This window comes from Streptomyces sp. NPDC088246 (assembly GCF_044741025.1).
In the GTDB taxonomy this organism is placed as follows: domain Bacteria; phylum Actinomycetota; class Actinomycetes; order Streptomycetales; family Streptomycetaceae; genus Streptomyces.
The window spans coordinates 47,885-65,405 of the sequence record NZ_JBIURV010000020.1; the positions used below are offsets into that span (position 1 = coordinate 47,885).

The window sequence follows — 17,521 nt, forward strand, 5'->3', positions numbered from 1 at the left end:
CACGAACACCTGCGGCGTTGTCGTCAGTCGACAACTCCCCCATAGCCCTGAAGGAGCCCTGAAGGCATGGGGGGACCCGTTTGGCGTTGCCTCCCTCCTCCGCCTTGCAGCTGCACGCACCCAGCCCCGCTCCTTCTCCCACCCCCCAGGTGCCGGTGGGTCCAAGGCCACCGGCGCGGTCCTCGTACGATCGTCGTCATGAGCCGTTCCGAAGCCCCGCCGCTGCCCGAACCCCTCCGGGTGCCGGTCGCCGATTCGCACACCCACCTGGACATGCAGGACGCAACTGTCGAGGAGGGCCTGGCCAGGGCCGCGGCGGTCAATGTGACCACCGTGATCCAGGTGGGCTGCGACGTGGCCGGTTCGCGCTGGGCCGCCGAGACCGCCGCCGCGCATGCGAACGTGCACGCGGCGGTGGCCCTGCACCCCAACGAGGCCCCGCGCATCGTGCACGGCGACCAGGGGGGCACCTCCCAGCCCCCTGGGGCCGGGGGAGGCCGGTCGCGGCAGGGGGCGCGTGCAGGGGGCGGCCAGGCGGCACTGCACGAGGCCCTCGCGCAGATCGACGCGCTGGCCGCACTCGACCACGTACGCGGTGTCGGCGAGACCGGGCTCGACCGCTTCCGTACCGGCCCCGAGGGAATGGCCGCGCAGGAGGAGTCCTTCCGGGCCCACATCGAGATCGCCAAACGGCACGGCAAGGCGCTGGTCATCCACGATCGCGAGGCGCACGCGGATGTGCTCCGCATCCTCGCCGACGCGGGTGCCCCCGAGCGGACCGTGTTCCACTGCTACTCCGGCGACGCCGACATGGCCCGGATCTGCGCGGAGGCCGGGTACTTCATGTCCTTCGCGGGCAATGTCACCTTCAAGAACGCCCAGCCGCTGCGTGACGCACTGGCCGTCGCACCGATGGAACTGGTCCTGGTCGAGACGGACGCACCGTTCCTGACCCCCGCTCCGTACCGCGGACGGCCTAACGCGCCCTACCTCATTCCGGTCACGCTGCGTGCCATGGCGCTGGTGAAGGGCGTGGACGAGGACACTCTGGCGTCGGCCATCTCCGACAACACCGCCCGCGCATTCGACTACTGACCGGTACGGGCCTGTACCGGCCGACCCCTCGGCCACGGTGTGTAGTTGAGCTGTTTTGGAGAGTCATCGATGCTCCGCTATCGTCCCGGGCGCCATCAGGCGAGCCGGCCGATCGGATCCTCTGGAGCGTCGTGAGCAATTCGAAGGGCAGTCACCGTGCAGCACGCGGCAGGGGGCGTACGGCGGCGGTGGCGATGCCGATGCCGCCCGCCCGTCTCCCGGCCGCCGCATCCGTATCCGTACCGCTCCATGAGCAGCTGACGCTCGCCGCCTGGGCGGTGCGCTCCCCGACCGTCGTCGATTCGCCCCTGCTGCCCGGCCGGCCGGCCCTCCCCGGCACCAACGGTGGCCGGGCGGCGGCGCGCCGGGCCGCCCGGCGACGCAAGGTCCCGCTCCGCCCCGAGAGTCTGCGCCGCCTCGTCCCGCAGGCTCTCGTCGTCGCGTTCCTGGCCGGTGGCACCACCGCTTTCGTGGCCTGCGACAAGGCGGTGACGCTCGATGTCGACGGCACGCCCCGCACTCTGCACACCTTCGCGGACGACGTCGACGAACTCCTCGCCGACCAGGGTGTCACCGCCGCCGCCCACGACACCGTCACCCCTGCCCTCGGCAGCCCGCTCGCCGACGGCGACGAGGTCGTCGTGCGGGCGCGGAGGTAGCGGAGACGGCGGAGCGGCGGAGCGGGAGGCCGTACGCGCAACGGGGGGCGAGCCCCCGGCCGCGCCGCGGCCGTAGGCTTACCGGGTGAGCACCACTGAGCCCGATGCCCTCCTGGGCCCCGCAGACATCCGCGAGCTGGCCGCCAAGCTGGGCGTACGCCCGACCAAGCAGCGCGGTCAGAACTTCGTCATCGACGCCAATACGGTCCGCAGGATCGTGCGGACGGCGGAAGTCCGCCCGGACGACGTCGTCGTCGAGGTCGGTCCGGGGCTCGGCTCGTTGACCTTGGCGCTGCTGGAGGCGGCGGACCGGGTCGTCGCCGTCGAGATCGACGACGTGCTGGCAGGCGCCCTGCCGGCCACGGTCGCCGCCCGGATGCCGGGGCGCGCCGACCGGTTCGCCCTGGTGCACTCCGACGCGATGCTGGTCCGGGAGCTGCCGGGCCCGGCGCCGACCGCGCTGGTCGCGAACCTTCCGTACAACGTCGCCGTGCCGGTCCTGCTGACCATGCTGGAGCGCTTCCCGTCCATCGAGCGGACCCTCGTCATGGTCCAGGCCGAGGTCGCCGACCGGCTGGCCGCCAGGCCGGGCAACAAGGTCTACGGCGTGCCGTCGGTGAAGGCCAACTGGTACGCGGACGTCAAGCGTGCCGGGTCCATCGGCCGCAATGTCTTCTGGCCCGCCCCGAACGTCGACTCCGGCCTGGTCTCGCTGGTCCGGCGTACCGAGCCGATCACGACGAGCGCGAGCAGGACCGAGGTCTTCGCGGTCGTCGACGCGGCCTTCGCCCAGCGCCGCAAGACGCTGCGGGCGGCCCTGGCAGGCTGGGCGGGCTCCGCGCCCGCCGCGGAAGCGGCCCTGGTCGCGGCCGGGATCTCGCCGCAGGCCCGCGGCGAGGCGCTGACGGTCGAGGAGTTCGCCGCCATTGCCGAGAACAAGCCTTCCGGGAGTGGCGAGTGAGCGTCACCGTCCGCGTACCCGCCAAGGTCAACGTCCAGCTCGCGGTCGGCGCCGCGCGCCCCGACGGCTTCCACGACCTGGCCAATGTCTTCCTCGCCGTCGGCCTGTACGACGAGGTCACCGTCACCCCCGCCGAGGAACTGCGCATCACCTGCTCGGGCCCGGACGCCGCCGAGGTCCCGCTGGACGCGACGAACCTCGCCGCCCGCGCCGCGATCGCACTGGCCGAGCGGCACGGCCTCGCACCCGATGTGCACATCCACATCGCCAAGGACATCCCCGTCGCGGGCGGCATGGCGGGCGGCAGCGCCGACGGTGCGGCCGCCCTGCTGGCCTGCGACACCCTCTGGTCCACCGGTGCCGGCCGGGAGGAGCTCCTCGCCATCTGCGCGGAGCTGGGCAGTGACGTGCCGTTCAGCCTGGTCGGCGGCGCGGCTCTCGGCGTCGGACGCGGCGAGCAGCTGACCGCGATCGACGTCGGCGGAACCTTCCACTGGGTCTTCGCGGTCGCCGACGGCGGGCTCTCCACCCCGGCCGTCTACGGCGAGTTCGACCGGCTCACGGCCGGTACGGACGTCCCGGATCCCGCCGCGTCCGCCGCGCTCCTGGAAGCGTTGCGGACCGGTGACGCCACGGCTCTCGCGGGCGCCCTGAGCAACGACCTCCAGCCCGCCGCGCTCTCCCTGCGCCCCTCCCTCGCCGACACCATCGCCGCGGGCACCGAGGCCGGCGCCCTGGCCGCCCTGGTCTCGGGCTCCGGGCCGACCACCGCGTTCCTGGTGGCGGATGCGGAGTCGGCGCGGAAGGTGGCCGAGGCGCTGATCACGTCGGGGACGTGCAGGAACGCACGGGCCGCGGTGTCCCCGGCGCCGGGCGCCACGGTCCTGTGAGCCGGGCCGGCCGGGCGGCACCGCCGCCCGGTCAGCCGAGCCGCACGCTCTTCTTCGCCAGCTCGTACGCCGGGAGCATCGCCTCGTGCTCCTCGGAGTCCATCCCGCCCAGATGGACCACGACCGGCCCGTCCGGGGTGGCGACGGCGAAGGCCCGCTCCTTCTTGAGCTCGTCCAGCAGTTCGCTCCTGACCGTGTAGCCGACCTCGGCCGCAGCCAGGTCACCAGCCCTGGTATCGGTGTACGTGACCTTTCCGGCGCCGTCCTCGTCGGCGATGAACGCCTCCAGGACCCGACGCGGGGTGCGGTCGGACTTCTTGCCCTGCCACACCCGCAGATAACCGATGTTCCCCGCCGGCTTCGCGTCGATCTCGCAGACCATGGTGACCTGGCCCTGCACGCCGAGCGCGGCCCCGAGCTCGGAGTCCGGATCGACGTCGACGGCCTTCGGCTTCCACGATGCCGCGAGGTCGAAGGTCACGGGCAGCGGGCAGGCCGAGCCGGAGCCGCCGACCGTGCCTCCCTTGACGGCGGTCTTCCCGGCCGCCCCGGCCTTCTGCGACGGCTTCCCGCCGGCCGGCTTCTCGGCGCCGGCCCCCGCATCCTGCGGCGCCGATGAACAGCCCGCCAGCACAAGCGCCGCCAGCAGTGCCGCCGGAACCATGCCCCGCACCGGCCCACGGACGGCATTCCGCGCGGTGTCACGCACCGTCGAAGTCCCCACTGAAGTCCCCACCCCTGAGATGTTCGAAGATCTTCCGACCGGGCCCCCGCCCCTTGATCGATTGCCGCACGCTATCGCAGCCGCGAGCCGACTACCCTGGGACGTCGATCGATCCCCCAGGCAGGAGTGAAATGGCCGTCAATCTGGTCAATGTCGAGCAGGTCAGCAAGGTGTACGGCACCCGTGCCCTGCTCGATGGTGTGTCCCTCGGTGTGTCCGAGGGGGACCGGATCGGTGTCGTGGGCCGTAACGGCGACGGCAAGACGACCCTCATCCGGATGCTCGCCAGGCTGGAGGAGGCGGACAGCGGCCGCGTCACCCACAGCGGCGGGCTGCGCCTCGGCGTCCTCACCCAGCACGACTCGCTCGACCCCGAGGCGACCATCCGCCACGAGGTGATCGGCGACCTCGCCGACCACGAGTGGGCGGGCAGCGCAAAGATCCGCGATGTGCTCACCGGACTCTTCGGCGGGCTCGCCCTGCCGGGCTTCGAGCACGGCCTGGACACCGTCATCGCCCCGCTCTCCGGCGGCGAGCGGCGCCGGATCGCGCTGGCAAAGCTGCTCATCGCCGAGCAGGACCTGATCGTCCTCGACGAGCCGACCAACCACCTCGACGTCGAAGGCATCTCCTGGCTGGCCGGCCATCTGCGGGCACGCCGCTCGGCGCTCGTCTGCGTCACCCACGACCGCTGGTTCCTCGACCAGGTCTGTACGCGCATGTGGGACGTCCAGCGCGGCACGGTCCATGAGTACGAGGGCGGCTACAGCGACTACGTCTTCGCGCGGGCCGAGCGGGAGCGCATCGCCGCGACCGAGGAGTCCAAGCGGCAGAACCTGATGCGCAAGGAGCTGGCCTGGCTGCGCCGCGGCGCCCCTGCCCGTACCTCCAAGCCGCGCTACCGCATCGAGGCGGCCAATGAACTGATCGCCGATGTGCCGCCGCCGCGCGACACCAGCGAGCTGATGAAGTTCGCCAACGCCCGGCTCGGCAAGACCGTCTTCGACCTGGAGGACGTGACCGTCCAGGCAGGCCCCAAGACGCTGCTCACCCACCTCACCTGGCAGCTCGGCCCCGGCGACCGGATCGGGCTGGTCGGGGTCAACGGCGCGGGCAAGACCTCGCTGCTGCGGGCGCTCGCCGAGGCGGCCCGTACGCAGGGCGACACCCAGCCCGCCGCCGGGAAGGTCGTCGTCGGCAAGACCGTCAGGCTTGCCTACCTCTCCCAGGAGGTCCACGAGCTCAACCCGAACCTGCGGGTCCTCGAAGCGGTGCAGCAGGTACGGGACCGGGTCGACCTGGGCAAGGGCCGGGAGATGACCGCGGGCCAGCTCTGCGAGCAGTTCGGCTTCTCGAAGGAGAAGCAGTGGACCCCGGTCGGTGATCTCTCGGGTGGCGAGCGGCGCCGGCTCCAGATCCTGCGCCTGCTGATGGACGAGCCGAACGTCCTCTTCCTCGACGAGCCCACCAACGACCTCGACATCGAGACCCTGACCCAGCTGGAGGACCTCCTCGACGGCTGGCCCGGGTCGATGATCGTGATCTCTCACGACCGGTTCTTCATCGAGCGGACCACGGACCGGGTGATGGCGCTGCTCGGCGACCGCGCGCTGCGGATGCTGCCGCGCGGGATCGACGAGTACCTGGAGCGCAGGCAGCGGATGGAGGAGGCGGCCACCCCCTCCGCCGCACCCGCGGCGGCGAAGGAGAAGGCCGCGTCGGCCGCGAGCGTCTCTCCGCAGGCTGCACGTGCGGCGAAGAAGGAACTGCAGAAGGTGGAGCGGCAGCTCGACAAGATGTCGACGCGGGAGACCGCGCTGCACGCACAGATCGCGGAAAACGCCACGGACTTCGAGAAGGTGGCGAAGCTGGACGCGGAGCTGCGCGAACTGGTCGCTGAGCGCGATGAGTTGGAGATGCGCTGGCTGGAACTGGCCGAGGACGCCTGATCACTGCGGTGCCTTCGGTGCCTGCGGTGCGACCGGTGAGTCCTGTCAGAACGGGCGTTGCTTCCTCATGCACGCGAGGATCAGCGGGATCGACGACGAGGACGAGAAGTCGATGAAGTCGATGGCGGGCTTCGGCAGCTGACGGACCGAGGCGTAACGAGGGCATCACGGGCCGGTTCTCCCTTGGGAACAGGGGGTGGACCGGCCCGGTGTCCGAGGTGTTGCGGGTGGTACAAAGAAGCCCCGCTCGACTGTCGTAACGCCGCGGGATCCATGCCCGATTCGCTCCTTTCCGGAGAGTTCAGGGGGTCTTGTCGGACTCTTCGAGCCCTGCGGAATCGCGGGGGAGACCGGAACGGGCACCGGACCGCACGAAGGGGGACGTGCTGATGACCCAGCCGCCCAGCCAGCAACCGCCGCAGGGAGGCTTCGGCGCACCGCAGGAGCCGCCGCAGGGGAGTCCTCAGCCGCCGCAGGGTCCGCCGCAGACCCCGCCGCCCGCGCAGCCGCCCCAGGCGCCGCCCGGCAACGGCTACCCGCAGACGCCCGGTCAGGCGCCGGGCCAGGCCCCCGGTTACGGCTACCCCCAGCAGCCCGGCCCGTACAACCAGCAGCCGGGCCCGTATGCCCAGCAGCCCGGTCCGTACAACCAGCAGCCGGGTCCATACGGGCAGCAGCCCGGTCCGTACAACCAGCAGCCCGGTCCGTACGGTCAGCCGGCACAGCCCGGTTACGGCTACCCGCAGCAGCAGTACCCCGGCGCACCGGCCTCCGGCGGCCCCGTTGGCCAGGGCGGCGGCAACTCCCCCAAGCGCAAGCCCGCGTTGATAATCGGCGCCGCGGCCGTCGCGCTCCTGGTGATCGGTAGCGGCATCTACATCGCCACGAGCGGGAGCGACGGCGACAAGAAGCCCGTCGCGGAGAAGAGCGGCGACGCCAAGCCGAGCAGCTCGCCCTCCGTGAACGAGGGCAACGGCAACGGCGACGGCCGCGAGGTCGATGACGACCTCAACGCCGGGCGCAAGGAGGGCGAGGCGAAGGTTCTCTGGCTGCAGAAGAACGACATCGACCTGCCGGGCAACGGCTCGGACGTGTACGGCCCCTGGGTCGTCGGTGACACCGTCGTCAAGGGCATGTACCGTGCCATCTCCGGCTACTCCGTGGCCGACGGCAAGCAGAAGTGGACGCTGAAGCTGCCCGCCGACCTGTGCGCGGCGCCCTCGCAGCCCACCACCGACGGCAAGATCGTCATCGGGGTCGAGAACGGCACCACCGACAAGGCGGACTGCGCGGACCTCCAGATGATCGACCTCAACACCGGCAAGGCCGGCTGGAAGAAGTCGATCAAACAGAACGGCGTCTGGGACCTGATGGCGAACATCTCGCTGGCCATCAGCGGCGACACCGTGGCGGTCGGGCGCACCGGCAACTCCAACGCCTTCCGGGTCAGTGACGGCAAGGAGCTGTTCGGCAACCAGCCCGGCGACTGCCAGCCGTTCGCCTTCGCGGGCGGCCCCAAGCTGATCGCCGCCTCCAGCTGCCACACCGATGACGTCGGCAATCCCCAGCATCAGATCCAGGAGCTCGACCCGGTCACGGGGAAGCCCCGGTGGACGTACCGGCCCAAGCGCGGATGGGAGATCGACCGGGTCTACTCGGTGAGCCCGCTGGTGACCTCCCTGAAGAAGGACAAGGAGTGGAGCGTCCTCTCCCTCAAGGAGAACGGCTCGCTCCGCTCCGGACTCGTCAGTGACAAGGGCGACAAGTTCGCGACGGACTGCGGCAACGTTTTCGCCATCTTCGGCAACTCCCTGGACGGTTGCGCCGGCGTCGCCGCCGACGCCAACACGTTCTACATGTCGACCGCGCCGGACTCCAGCGGCATCACCGATACGAACAAGGTCGTGGCGTTCAACCTGAACACCGGCCGGTCCAAGTGGAAGGCCGCGGCTCCGGCCGGGCGCACGGTGAAGCCACTGCGCATGGAGGGCGGCAATGTGCTGCTCTACGTGAGGGCCGGGTACAACAAGGGCGGCGGGATCGCCACCCTCGCACCGACCGGTGGCACGCCGCAGATGGTGCTGCGGCACCCGGTGTCGACGGCCCAGATCGAGAGCTTCTTCTACAACTCGAAGATCGTCTACGCGGACGGCCGTTCCTTCGTCGCGAGCGGACGGATCAGCGCGAGCAACGACAAGGAAGAGCTGGAGATGAAGACCATGATGGCCTTCGGTAACTGACGGCTCACCAAGGCTTTCGACGGCCCCGACCCACCAACTCCCTTTCCCCAGAGGTACGTACGCCATGACGCAGCCCCCCCAGCCGCCCAACGATCCGCCCCAGGGCGGATTCGGTGCCCCGCAGGACCCCCCGCCGGGTGGGTTCGGCGCGCCGATACCGCCGCCCGCCGACCCGTTCGGCAAGCAGCCGGCCACCCCGCCCGCGGGCGGATTCGGCGCCCCGCAGACCCCGCCGCCCGCGGGCCCGCCGCAGCAGCCGGGTCCGGGTTACGGCTATCCGCAGGGTCAGCCCCCGCAGCCCGGTTACGGCTACCCGCAGGGTCAGCCCCCGCAGCCCGGTTACGGCTACCCGCAGTCGCCCGTGCCCGGCCAGCCGCAGCAGGGTTACGGATTCCCGCAGGGCCTGCCGCCCGGCCAGCCGCCGCAGCAGGGGTACGGCTACCCGACCACCCCGATGCAGCAGCCGTACCCGCCGCAGCAGAACGGGAACGGGGGCAAGAAGTTCACCACCCGGATGCAGATCATCGTCGCCGCGTCGGTCGCCGTCGTGCTGATAGTCGCCACGGGCATCTGGTTCTCCTCCAGCGGCGGTGACGACGGCAAGAAGGGCAAGGCGTCCCAGTCCAGCGGCGGCACCACCGAGGGCGAGGGCGGCGGCCAGGGCGGCGCGGTCGGTGGCGGCGGCAAGGAGAAGGCACCGGCCGACCCCAAGTCCAAGGTCGCCTTCCAGTTGCCCTTGCCGAAGGTCGACGACGTCACCAAGGTCGCCGGTTCCTGGCTGACCGACAAGGCGTACGTGAAGACCGGCCTGAACGAGATCGTCGGCTACGACCTGGCCAAGGGCACCAAGCTGTGGTCCATCCCGCTGGCGGGCCAGGTCTGCGCCGCCTCCCGGCACATGTCCAAGGACTACAAGACGGCCATCGCCTTCGAGGAGGCCAAGCCGACCAAGGCCAGGAAGTACCAGCCGTGCAACCAGATCGGTGCGATCGACCTGAACACCGGCAAGCTGATGTGGAGCAAGTCGGTGACCGCCGCCACCAGCGGTGACGAGCCGCTCAGGTACCGCGAGGTCACGCTCAGCGGCACCACGGTCGCCGCGGCCGGCACCGAGGGCGGCGCGGCGTTCGACCTGAACACCGGCGCCGAGCGCTGGAAGCCCAAGGTCTCCGCCGACGGCTGCTACGACGCGGGCTACGCCGGTGGCGAGGCGCTCGCCGTCGTCCGCAGCTGCGGTACGTACGACGACCCGCAGCTCGTCGTCCAGGCGCTGAACCCGACCACCGGCGCCCCGCTCTCCTCCTACAAGATGCCGCCCGGTGTCGACTACGCGAGCATCGTCTCCACCAAGCCGCTGGTCGTCGCGGCCGACGTCGGCGACACCGCCGGTGACGGCAGTGGCATCTCGGACTTCTTCTCGATCGACGCCTCCACCGGCAAGCTGCTCACCAGGATCGCGGCGGACGGCGAGAAGTACGCCGCGCGCTGCGAATCCACCGAGGTCGAGAGCTGCAGCCAGCTGGCCGTCGGCAACAACCGCATCTACGTGCCGACCGAGGACCACGAGGGCACCGGCGAGTACGGCGACACCAACGAGATCGTCTCCTTCGACCTCACGACCGGCAAGCCGACCAGCGACCGGGCCGACGCGGGTGAGCGCTACACGATGTTTCCGATCCGCATGGACGGCGGCAACATCATCGCGTACCGGGTGCCCCCGTACGACAAGGGCGGCCAGGTCGTCTCCATCGACGGCGCCACGTTCAAGCAGACGGTGCTGATGGAGAACCCGAGCGACCGGTCCGTCCGCCTGGCGGAGGCCAGCTTCACGCCGGACTACTCCGAATTCCTCTACGACGACGGGCACTTGTACCTGGCCAGCACCACGGTGAGCAAGCGCCATGGGTCCCTGGACGATGGTCGCCGCCTGGCGGTCGGCTTCAGCAGGGAGTAAAAGCAGGGAGTAACTGCCCGCCGTATGCGCGGGGGTGGCGCTCGTCCATCGGTTCCACCCCCGCGCACACCGGACGGCCCGGACGCTGCCGTCGTCGGACGGTAATGGTCGGCAGGTGCATCGAAACGACGCCCGGGCGAACATGGCGGACTGTCAACTGATCTTGAAAGCACCCGAGTTGGCCATCTCAAGCCTTTTGGCCGGTAAGACGCCCGTAACGTCGAACAAGCGTGTAGCTTGCCGGGTCAGGGCGGGCCGGGGGGCCTGGCGCCGGTGTTACGGGGGTGTGCTCGATGGGCGTGCGGCTCATGGTGGTCGACGATCACCGACTGCTCGCCGAGGCGCTGGCCTCGGCGCTGAAACTGCGGGGCCACCGGGTGCTCGCGGCGGCCGCGCCGACCACGGGGGCGGCGGAACTGGTGGTCAGCAGGGCCCCGGACGTCTGCCTGTTCGGCACTGCGGCGCCCGCCGAGCCCGGCGCCTTCGACCCGATCGTACGGATCCGGCGCGAGCGCCCGCAGGTGGCCGTGGTGGTGCTCGGTCCGGTGCCCAGCCCGCGTGGGATCGCGGCGGCGTTCGCGGCGGGCGCCGCGGGATACGTCCGCCACGACGAGCGCATGGAGGGCGTCGAGCGGGCGATGGTCAAGGCGCGCGCCGGTGAGGCCGCGGTGGCGCCGCAGCTGCTCCAGGGCGCCTTCGCCGAGCTGCTCAACCCGGCCGCGGCGCCGGACGACGAGGGGCAGCGGCTGCTGGAGCTGCTGACCCCGCGCGAGATCGAGGTCCTGGTGCGGGTCGCCGAGGGGCAGGACACCCGGCTGATCGCGGCCGGGATGCGGATCGCGTCGAGCACCGCGCGCACGCATGTGCAGCGGGTGCTGATGAAGCTGGGCGTGGGCTCCCGGCTGGAGGCCGCGGCACTCGCGGCCCGCACGGGGCTGCTGGACCGGGCGGTGCCGCTGGACGGGCAGGGGCCCGGCGGCATCGGGTGATGCCGCCGGGCCCCCGCTGAAGGCGGTACGTCAGCCGTCCGCCGGCTCCGGGCCGTCGGCCGGCGTCTGCGCCGGGCGCAGCTTCAGCCAGGCCAGGAAGAACAGCCCGAGGACCAGCATGGCCAGGCCGGTCCACAGGTTGATGTGGACGCCCTGGGCCTTCTTCAGGTCCGCGTCGGACGGGTTGATCCCGGCGATGGTGACGATCACGCCGTAGACCACGAAGAGGCCGCCGATGATCCGCCGGATGTCGAAGAGACGGGCCGCGGTCGCGGACTTCTGCTCCAGTTCGGAGACTTCCTTGTGCAGGTCGGACATGGTGGGTTCCTCCGATCAGAACGAGTAGGGGACGTAGCACAGGGCGGCGAGGACGATCGCGCCCCAGCCCAGCAGGGCCGGCTTGCGGTACCAGGCGCTGTCGCCCTCGGCCGGTGCCTCCTCGGCGTCCGGGGACTCGGTTCCGTAGACCAGACCGGCCAGTTCGGCCTCGGGCTTCGGGGCCGTGAAGAGCGTGACGGCGACCATGACCACCGCGCCGGCGACAAAACCGACGATCGCGGAGACGAAGTTGGCGCCCTGGTCGGTGGGGATGTCGATGATCCCCTGCTTGTAGATCACGAAGTAGTTGACCATCGCGGCGGTGGTGCCCGCGACCAGACCCCAGACACCGGACTTCATCGAGGCCCGCTTCCAGAACATGCCGATGATGAAGACCACGAACATCGGGACGTTGAAGAAGGAGAACAGCGTCTGGAGGTAGCTCATGATGTTGGAGAAGCTGGCGGCGATGAAGGCCGTGCCGATGGAGGCCAGCACCCCGATCGCCGTGATCAGCCGGCCGAAGCGCAGGTAGTACGCGTCCGACTGGTCCTTCTTCACGTACCGCGCCCAGATGTCGGTCGTGAACACCGTGTTGAACGACGACACGTTCGCCGCCATGCCGGCCATGAACGCGGCCAGCAGACCGGTCACCGCGATGCCGAGCACACCGTTGGGCAGCAGCTCCTGCATCAGCAGCGGGATCGCGTCGTTGTAGGTCAGGTCGGAGCCGGGGGTACCGATCTTCGGTACGAGAACGGCGGCCACCAGGCCCGGGATCATCACCAGGAAGACGATGAAGATCTTCGGGAACGCGGCGATCAGCGGGGTGCGCTGGGCGGCGGAGAGGTTCTTCGCGGACAGGGCGCGCTGCACCTCGGCGAAGTTGGTCGTCCAGTAGCCGAAGGAGAGCACGAAACCGAGGCCGAGGATGATCGTCAGCCAGTTGGCGCCGAGCGGGTTGGCGTCACCGATGCCGGTGCCGCCCCAGGCGGAGAGGAAGTCGGAGCCGTGGCTCTTCTCCAGCGAACCGGTCAGGCCGTCCCAGCCGCCGACGCGCTTGAGACCCAGCAGGGTCAGCGGGATCAGCGCGGCGAGGATGACGAAGAACTGCAGCACCTCGTTGTAGATCGCCGAGGAGAGACCGCCGATGGTGATGTAGATCAGGACGAAGAGGCCCGCGACCACGATGGCGACCCACTGCGGCCAGCCGAGCAGCGCCTCGACGACGATCGACAGCGCGTAGAGGTTGACGCCCGCGATCAGGATCGCCGCGAAGGCGAAGAGCACGGAGCTCAGCAGGTGCGCCGACTTGTCGAAGCGCTGGAGCAGGAACTCCGGTACGGACCGGACCTTCGACCGGTAGTAGAACGGCATCATCACCAGGCCCAGGAAGACCATGGCCGGGATGGCACCGATCCAGTACCAGTGCACGACCGCGACACCGTACTGCGCGCCGGTCGCTGCCATGCCGAGGATCTCGGTGGCACCGAGGTTGGCCGCGACGAAGGCGAGCCCGGTCACCCAGGCGGGGAGTGACCGCCCGGAGAGAAAGAAGTCGAGGCTCGTCTTCACGCTCGCCCGTGCGGCAAAACCTATGCCGAGGACGACGACGAAGTAGATCGCCAGGATCGTGTAGTCGAGCCCGTTCGTGGGGAGCCGAAGCCCTTCGGCCAGGTAGTGCATGTGGGGGTACTCGCTTCGTTGCGCGAACTGAACTCGAAGGAAACTACGCTCTTGTGTTCAAAAACTGAACACCTTTCCTGGTGATCTTTGTTTGATTGTGATCGTCTGGCCGGTAAGTCCAGGCAGGAAGTGCTGGAGATCCTGCTCACACGCGCCCCGTCGGCGCCATTGACGCGTCTGTTGACTTGTGGTTCATTGTGTTTGATTATGTTTGGAGGAACCTGGTGAAGAAGACGGTTACGGCGCTTGCCGACGGCCGGGAGCTGCTCTACTACGACGGTCGTGACGATGTCGTGCGCGACGCCGTCGACCGCCGGCCCCTCGACGCCGTCTCGACCTCGTCCGAGATCCGCCGTGACCCGTTCCTGGGTGACAGCGTCGCCATCGCCTCGCACCGCCAGGGCCGCATCTACCACCCGCCGGCCGACGAGTGCCCGCTCTGCCCCTCGCGGGACGGCCGGCTGAGCGAGATCCCCGAGGCGGACTACGACGTCGCCGTCTTCGAGAACCGCTTCCCCTCGCTCGCCGGTGACTCCGGCCGCTGCGAGGTCGTCTGCTTCACCTCCGACCACGACGCGTCGTTCGCCGACCTCACCGAGGACCATGCCGCCCTGGTCCTCGCGGCATGGACCGACCGCACCGCCGAACTCGCCGAGCTGCCGCAGGTCAAGCAGGTGTTCTGCTTCGAGAACCGGGGCGCCGAGATCGGCGTCACGCTCGGCCATCCGCACGGGCAGATCTACGGCTACCCCTTCGTCACCCCGCGCACCGAGCTGATGCTCCGTTCGATGGAGACCCACCGCGCCGAGACCGGCCGCAACCTCTTCGACGACGTCGTGGCCCGCGAGGAGAAGGACGGCTCGCGGATCGTCATCAGTGGCGAGCACTGGGTCGCCTTCGTGCCGTACGCGGCACACTGGCCGTACGAGGTCCACCTCCACCCCCGCCACCGCGTCCCCGATCTGAGGGAACTCGACGAGGCCACGCGCACAGAGTTCCCACAGATCTATCTGGAACTCTTGAGACGATTCGACCGGATCTTCGGACCCGGCGAGCCGCCGACCCCGTACATCTCGGCCTGGCACCAGGCGCCGTTCGGTGTCCCGGGACGGCAGGACTTCGGGCTCCATCTGGAGCTTTTCACCATCCGCCGTACCTCCGGCAAGCTGAAGTTCCTCGCGGGTTCCGAATCCGGCATGAATGTGTTCATCAACGATGTGCCGCCGGAGGCCGCGGCCCAGCGACTGCGAGAGGTAGCGAGCGAGTGAGCAAGCCCCAGAAGAAGTACCTGGTCACGGGTGGCGCGGGTTATGTCGGCAGCGTGGTCGCCCAGCATCTGCTGGAGGCCGGTCACGCGGTCACCGTCCTCGACGACCTCTCGACCGGGTTCCGGGAGGGCGTCCCGGCCGGGGCCGAGTTCATCGAGGGCCGCATCCAGGACGCGGCGAAGTGGCTGGACCCCTCCTACGACGGGGTGCTGCACTTCGCCGCGTACTCGCAGGTCGGCGAGTCCGTCGTGGACCCGGAGAAGTACTGGGTGAACAACGTCGGGGGCTCCGTCGCGCTGCTCGCCGCGATGCGGGACGCCGGGGTGCGGACCCTGGTCTTCTCCTCCACCGCCGCGACCTATGGCGAACCGGTCACCACCCCCATCACGGAGTCCGACGCGACCGCGCCCACCAACCCCTACGGCGCCACCAAGCTCGCCGTCGACCACATGATCACCGGCGAGGCGGCCGCGCACGGACTGGCCGCCGTCTCGCTGCGTTACTTCAACGTGGCGGGGGCGTACGGCAGTTGCGGGGAGCGGCACAGCCCCGAGTCGCACCTCATCCCACTGGTCCTCCAGGTCGCCCTCGGACAGCGCGAGTCGATCTCCGTGTACGGCGACGACTACCCGACCCCCGACGGCACCTGCGTCCGCGACTACATCCATGTCGCCGATCTCGCCGAGGCCCACCTGCTGGCCCTGGACGCGGCCACCGAGGGCGAGCACCTGATCTGCAACCTCGGCAACGGCAACGGCTTCTCGGTGCGCGATGTCATCGAGACCGTCCGTGAGGTCACCGGCCACCCGGTCCCCGAGACCGCGGCCCCGCGCCGCGCCGGTGACCCCGCCGTGCTGGTCGCCTCCGCCACCACCGCCAGGGAGCGGCTCGGCTGGACGCCGTCGCGCGCGGACCTGACCGGAATCGTCTCCGACGCCTGGACGTTCGCCCGCCGAGAGGAGCCCACCGCCCCATGACCGGGAACAGTGAGCCGGCCGCCGCCTTCACCGAGCTGTACGGGAGTGCCCCCGAAGGGGTCTGGGCGGCACCCGGCCGAGTGAATCTGATCGGCGAATACACCGATTTCAACGACGGTTTCGTGATGCCGCTCGCGCTGCCGCACGCCGCGCGGGCCGCCGTCGCCCGCCGCACCGACGGCGAGCTGCGGCTCCACTCGACCGACGTACCGGGCGGTGTCGTCCGGCTCCGGGTCGACGAGCTGGCCCCGCACCAGGGGCACGGCTGGGCGGCGTACCCGGCCGGAGTCGTCTGGGCGCTGCGCGAGGCCGGTCACCCGGTCACCGGGGCGGACATCCAGCTGACCTCCACCGTTCCCACCGGCGCCGGGCTCTCCTCCTCCGCGGCCCTCGAGGTCGTCACCGCGCTGGCTCTGAACGACCTCTTCGAACTGGGGCTCTCAGCCTCGGAGCTGGCGGTCATCGGCCAGCGCGCCGAGAACGCGTTCGTCGGCGTGCCGTGCGGGGTCATGGACCAGATGGCATCCGCCTGCTGCACCGAGGGCCACGCGCTGTACCTCGACACCCGCGACCTCTCCCAGCGCCAGGTCCCCTTCGACCTGGCCGCCCACGGGCTGCGGCTGCTGGTCGTCGACACCCAGGTCAAGCACGCGCTCGGCGACGGCGCGTACGCCGAGCGGCGGGCAGGCTGCGAGGCGGGGGCCGCCGTGCTCGGCCTGCGAACGCTGCGCGAGCTGCCGTACGAGGGTCTCGGCGCGGCCCTGGACACCCTGGCCGAGGCCGGGGCCGACGAGTCCGTGGTGCGTTACGTACGCCATGTGGTCAGCGACAACGAGAGGGTGGAGCAGGTCATCGCGCTGCTCGACGCAGGCGATGTGCGGGGCGCGGGCCCGGTCCTCGACGCGGGGCACGTCTCGCTCCGCGACGATCTGCGGGTCTCCTGCCCGGAGTTGGACCTGGTGGTGTCGGCGTCGGGCGAGGCCGGGGCGCTCGGTGCGCGGATGACCGGCGGCGGCTTCGGCGGCTCGGCGATCGTGCTGGTGGACGAGGCGCAGGCGGACATGGTCGCCAAGTCCGTGCTGGAGGCGTTCGCTTCGGCGGGGTACGCGGCGCCGCGGATCTTCCCCGCCGTTCCTTCGGCGGGTGCCCGACGCCTCAGCTGAGGTTCTTGGTCAGGATGAATTCGGTGATTCCGGGCGGGTAGTTCTCGACCCGCCCGCTCACCTCGTAGCCCCGCTTCCGGTAGAAGTCCGGAGCCTGGAAACCCCAGGTCTCCAGTCGGGAGCGGGTGCAGGCCCGGTCGGCCCCGGCCACCCGTTCCGCCTCGGCGAGCAGCCGTGAGCCGAGGCCGCAGCCGCGGTGGCGGGCGTCGACCCAGAGCTGGTCCACATGAAGCCAGTACGCCCAGGTGCGGCCGGTCAGACCACCGGCGACGGCGCCCAGCTCGTCAAGTACCCACACTTCCAGGGGGAGTTCCTGCCCGGCGGGGTCGGTGCGCAGCACGCGGAGCTCAGGGGAGCCGGCTGTGTTGTCGTCGCGCAGTCGCCGGCTGAGCAGGGTGCGCCGCCCTTTGTCCACTTCTGTCTCAAGACGGAACATGTAACACAGCCTACGGAGCAGAGCCTGTCAGTTCTGCGAATTGCCTTCCGCCCCGGCGTCCCGGCCGTACCCTGATGCACAGCACCGGTGGGGGCCGGTGCTGATTCAGGGGTACGAGACAGTCGGGTACGGCGCCCGGGGCGGGTTGCAGTCGAAACACGGCGGCGGCCGTGGGACTGCGGTCCATTTCCCCGATCCGGGCGGCCGTACCC

General features: G+C 70.3%; 15 protein-coding genes. 11 read left to right on the forward strand and 4 right to left on the reverse strand.

What is annotated here, in order from left to right:
* The first annotated feature begins 198 nt into the window (after positions 1-198).
* From ACIPEK_RS26035 to ACIPEK_RS26050, 4 genes are all read left to right on the forward strand, one after another.
* Positions 199-1,095, forward strand: a complete 897-nt coding sequence (locus ACIPEK_RS26035; protein ID WP_402000464.1) for a TatD family hydrolase — start codon at positions 199-201, stop codon at positions 1,093-1,095.
* 131 nt (positions 1,096-1,226) lie between these two features.
* Positions 1,227-1,754 carry a ubiquitin-like domain-containing protein gene (locus ACIPEK_RS26040; protein WP_402000467.1) on the forward strand — a complete coding sequence of 176 codons (528 nt, stop codon included), beginning with the start codon at positions 1,227-1,229 and terminating at the stop codon, positions 1,752-1,754.
* 85 nt (positions 1,755-1,839) lie between these two features.
* Positions 1,840-2,715 (forward strand): 16S rRNA (adenine(1518)-N(6)/adenine(1519)-N(6))-dimethyltransferase RsmA, encoded by an 876-nt coding sequence (gene rsmA / locus ACIPEK_RS26045; RefSeq protein WP_114244970.1) that lies wholly within the window; start codon positions 1,840-1,842, stop codon positions 2,713-2,715.
* A complete protein-coding gene (locus tag ACIPEK_RS26050) occupies positions 2,712-3,605 on the forward strand; it encodes a 4-(cytidine 5'-diphospho)-2-C-methyl-D-erythritol kinase (RefSeq protein ID WP_402000471.1) in 894 nt (297 codons plus the stop codon). Before rsmA ends, ACIPEK_RS26050 begins: the two co-directional genes overlap by 4 nt.
* Positions 3,606-3,636: 31 nt before the next feature.
* On the opposite strand, the gene ACIPEK_RS26055 is transcribed toward ACIPEK_RS26050, so the two are convergent.
* The gene (locus ACIPEK_RS26055) at positions 3,637-4,269 is read right to left on the reverse strand and encodes a lipoprotein (protein ID WP_383068232.1); all 633 of its coding nucleotides are present in this window, start codon (positions 4,267-4,269) and stop codon (positions 3,637-3,639) included.
* Between the two features lie 191 nt (positions 4,270-4,460).
* Here ACIPEK_RS26055 and ACIPEK_RS26060 point away from each other — a divergent pair, with 191 nt between their 5' ends.
* The 4 genes from ACIPEK_RS26060 (at position 4,461) to ACIPEK_RS26075 (ending at position 11,461) form a co-directional block, all read left to right on the forward strand.
* Positions 4,461-6,278 carry an ABC-F family ATP-binding cassette domain-containing protein gene (locus tag ACIPEK_RS26060; protein WP_402000474.1) on the forward strand — a complete coding sequence of 606 codons (1,818 nt, stop codon included), beginning with the start codon at positions 4,461-4,463 and terminating at the stop codon, positions 6,276-6,278.
* A 389-nt stretch (positions 6,279-6,667) separates the two neighbouring features.
* Complete coding sequence (locus ACIPEK_RS26065; RefSeq protein ID WP_402000477.1) at positions 6,668-8,518, forward strand: PQQ-binding-like beta-propeller repeat protein; 1,851 nt, start codon at positions 6,668-6,670, stop codon at positions 8,516-8,518.
* Between the two features lie 64 nt (positions 8,519-8,582).
* Positions 8,583-10,472 carry a PQQ-binding-like beta-propeller repeat protein gene (locus tag ACIPEK_RS26070; protein ID WP_402000480.1) on the forward strand — a complete coding sequence of 630 codons (1,890 nt, stop codon included), beginning with the start codon at positions 8,583-8,585 and terminating at the stop codon, positions 10,470-10,472.
* Between the two features lie 293 nt (positions 10,473-10,765).
* A complete protein-coding gene (locus tag ACIPEK_RS26075) occupies positions 10,766-11,461 on the forward strand; it encodes a LuxR C-terminal-related transcriptional regulator (RefSeq protein WP_402000483.1) in 696 nt (231 codons plus the stop codon).
* Positions 11,462-11,491: 30 nt separating this feature from the next.
* Here the strand turns inward: ACIPEK_RS26075 and ACIPEK_RS26080 are convergent, their stop codons facing one another.
* Positions 11,492-11,779: a hypothetical protein gene (locus tag ACIPEK_RS26080; protein WP_402000486.1), complete on the reverse strand. Its 288-nt coding sequence runs from the start codon at positions 11,777-11,779 to the stop codon at positions 11,492-11,494.
* A 15-nt stretch (positions 11,780-11,794) separates the two neighbouring features.
* Complete coding sequence (locus ACIPEK_RS26085; protein WP_402000489.1) at positions 11,795-13,465, reverse strand: sodium:solute symporter family protein; 1,671 nt, start codon at positions 13,463-13,465, stop codon at positions 11,795-11,797.
* A 224-nt stretch (positions 13,466-13,689) separates the two neighbouring features.
* Between ACIPEK_RS26085 and galT the strand changes: the two genes are divergently transcribed.
* Genes galT through galK form a run of 3 tightly spaced genes read left to right on the forward strand, consistent with a single transcriptional unit; the run spans position 13,690 to position 16,873 of the window.
* Complete coding sequence (gene galT / locus ACIPEK_RS26090) at positions 13,690-14,733, forward strand: galactose-1-phosphate uridylyltransferase (protein WP_402000492.1); 1,044 nt, start codon at positions 13,690-13,692, stop codon at positions 14,731-14,733.
* Positions 14,730-15,710 (forward strand): UDP-glucose 4-epimerase GalE, encoded by a 981-nt coding sequence (gene galE, locus ACIPEK_RS26095; protein WP_383068216.1) that lies wholly within the window; start codon positions 14,730-14,732, stop codon positions 15,708-15,710. Before galT ends, galE begins: the two co-directional genes overlap by 4 nt.
* Complete coding sequence (galK, locus tag ACIPEK_RS26100) at positions 15,707-16,873, forward strand: galactokinase (RefSeq protein WP_402000495.1); 1,167 nt, start codon at positions 15,707-15,709, stop codon at positions 16,871-16,873. The genes galE and galK overlap by 4 nt, the downstream gene beginning before the upstream one ends.
* Here galK and ACIPEK_RS26105 read toward each other — a convergent pair.
* On the reverse strand, positions 16,866-17,309 hold the full coding sequence (locus ACIPEK_RS26105; RefSeq protein WP_402000497.1) for a GNAT family N-acetyltransferase: 444 nt from the start codon (positions 17,307-17,309) through the stop codon (positions 16,866-16,868). The genes galK and ACIPEK_RS26105 overlap by 8 nt on opposite strands.
* Between the last annotated feature and the right edge of the window lie 212 nt (positions 17,310-17,521).

Excerpts from the sequence above, each read along its gene's own strand:
- ACIPEK_RS26035 (WP_402000464.1), top strand. The coding sequence starts at position 199 with ATGAGCCGTTCCGAAGCCCCGCCGCTGCCCGAACCCCTCCGGGTGCCG.
- ACIPEK_RS26055 (WP_383068232.1), bottom strand. The coding sequence starts at position 4,269 with ATGGTTCCGGCGGCACTGCTGGCGGCGCTTGTGCTGGCGGGCTGTTCA.
- ACIPEK_RS26060 (WP_402000474.1), top strand. The coding sequence starts at position 4,461 with ATGGCCGTCAATCTGGTCAATGTCGAGCAGGTCAGCAAGGTGTACGGC.
- ACIPEK_RS26065 (WP_402000477.1), top strand. The coding sequence starts at position 6,668 with ATGACCCAGCCGCCCAGCCAGCAACCGCCGCAGGGAGGCTTCGGCGCA.
- ACIPEK_RS26070 (WP_402000480.1), top strand. The coding sequence starts at position 8,583 with ATGACGCAGCCCCCCCAGCCGCCCAACGATCCGCCCCAGGGCGGATTC.
- ACIPEK_RS26075 (WP_402000483.1), top strand. The coding sequence starts at position 10,766 with ATGGGCGTGCGGCTCATGGTGGTCGACGATCACCGACTGCTCGCCGAG.
- ACIPEK_RS26080 (WP_402000486.1), bottom strand. The coding sequence starts at position 11,779 with ATGTCCGACCTGCACAAGGAAGTCTCCGAACTGGAGCAGAAGTCCGCG.
- ACIPEK_RS26085 (WP_402000489.1), bottom strand. The coding sequence starts at position 13,465 with ATGCACTACCTGGCCGAAGGGCTTCGGCTCCCCACGAACGGGCTCGAC.
- galK (WP_402000495.1), top strand. The coding sequence starts at position 15,707 with ATGACCGGGAACAGTGAGCCGGCCGCCGCCTTCACCGAGCTGTACGGG.
- ACIPEK_RS26105 (WP_402000497.1), bottom strand. The coding sequence starts at position 17,309 with ATGTTCCGTCTTGAGACAGAAGTGGACAAAGGGCGGCGCACCCTGCTC.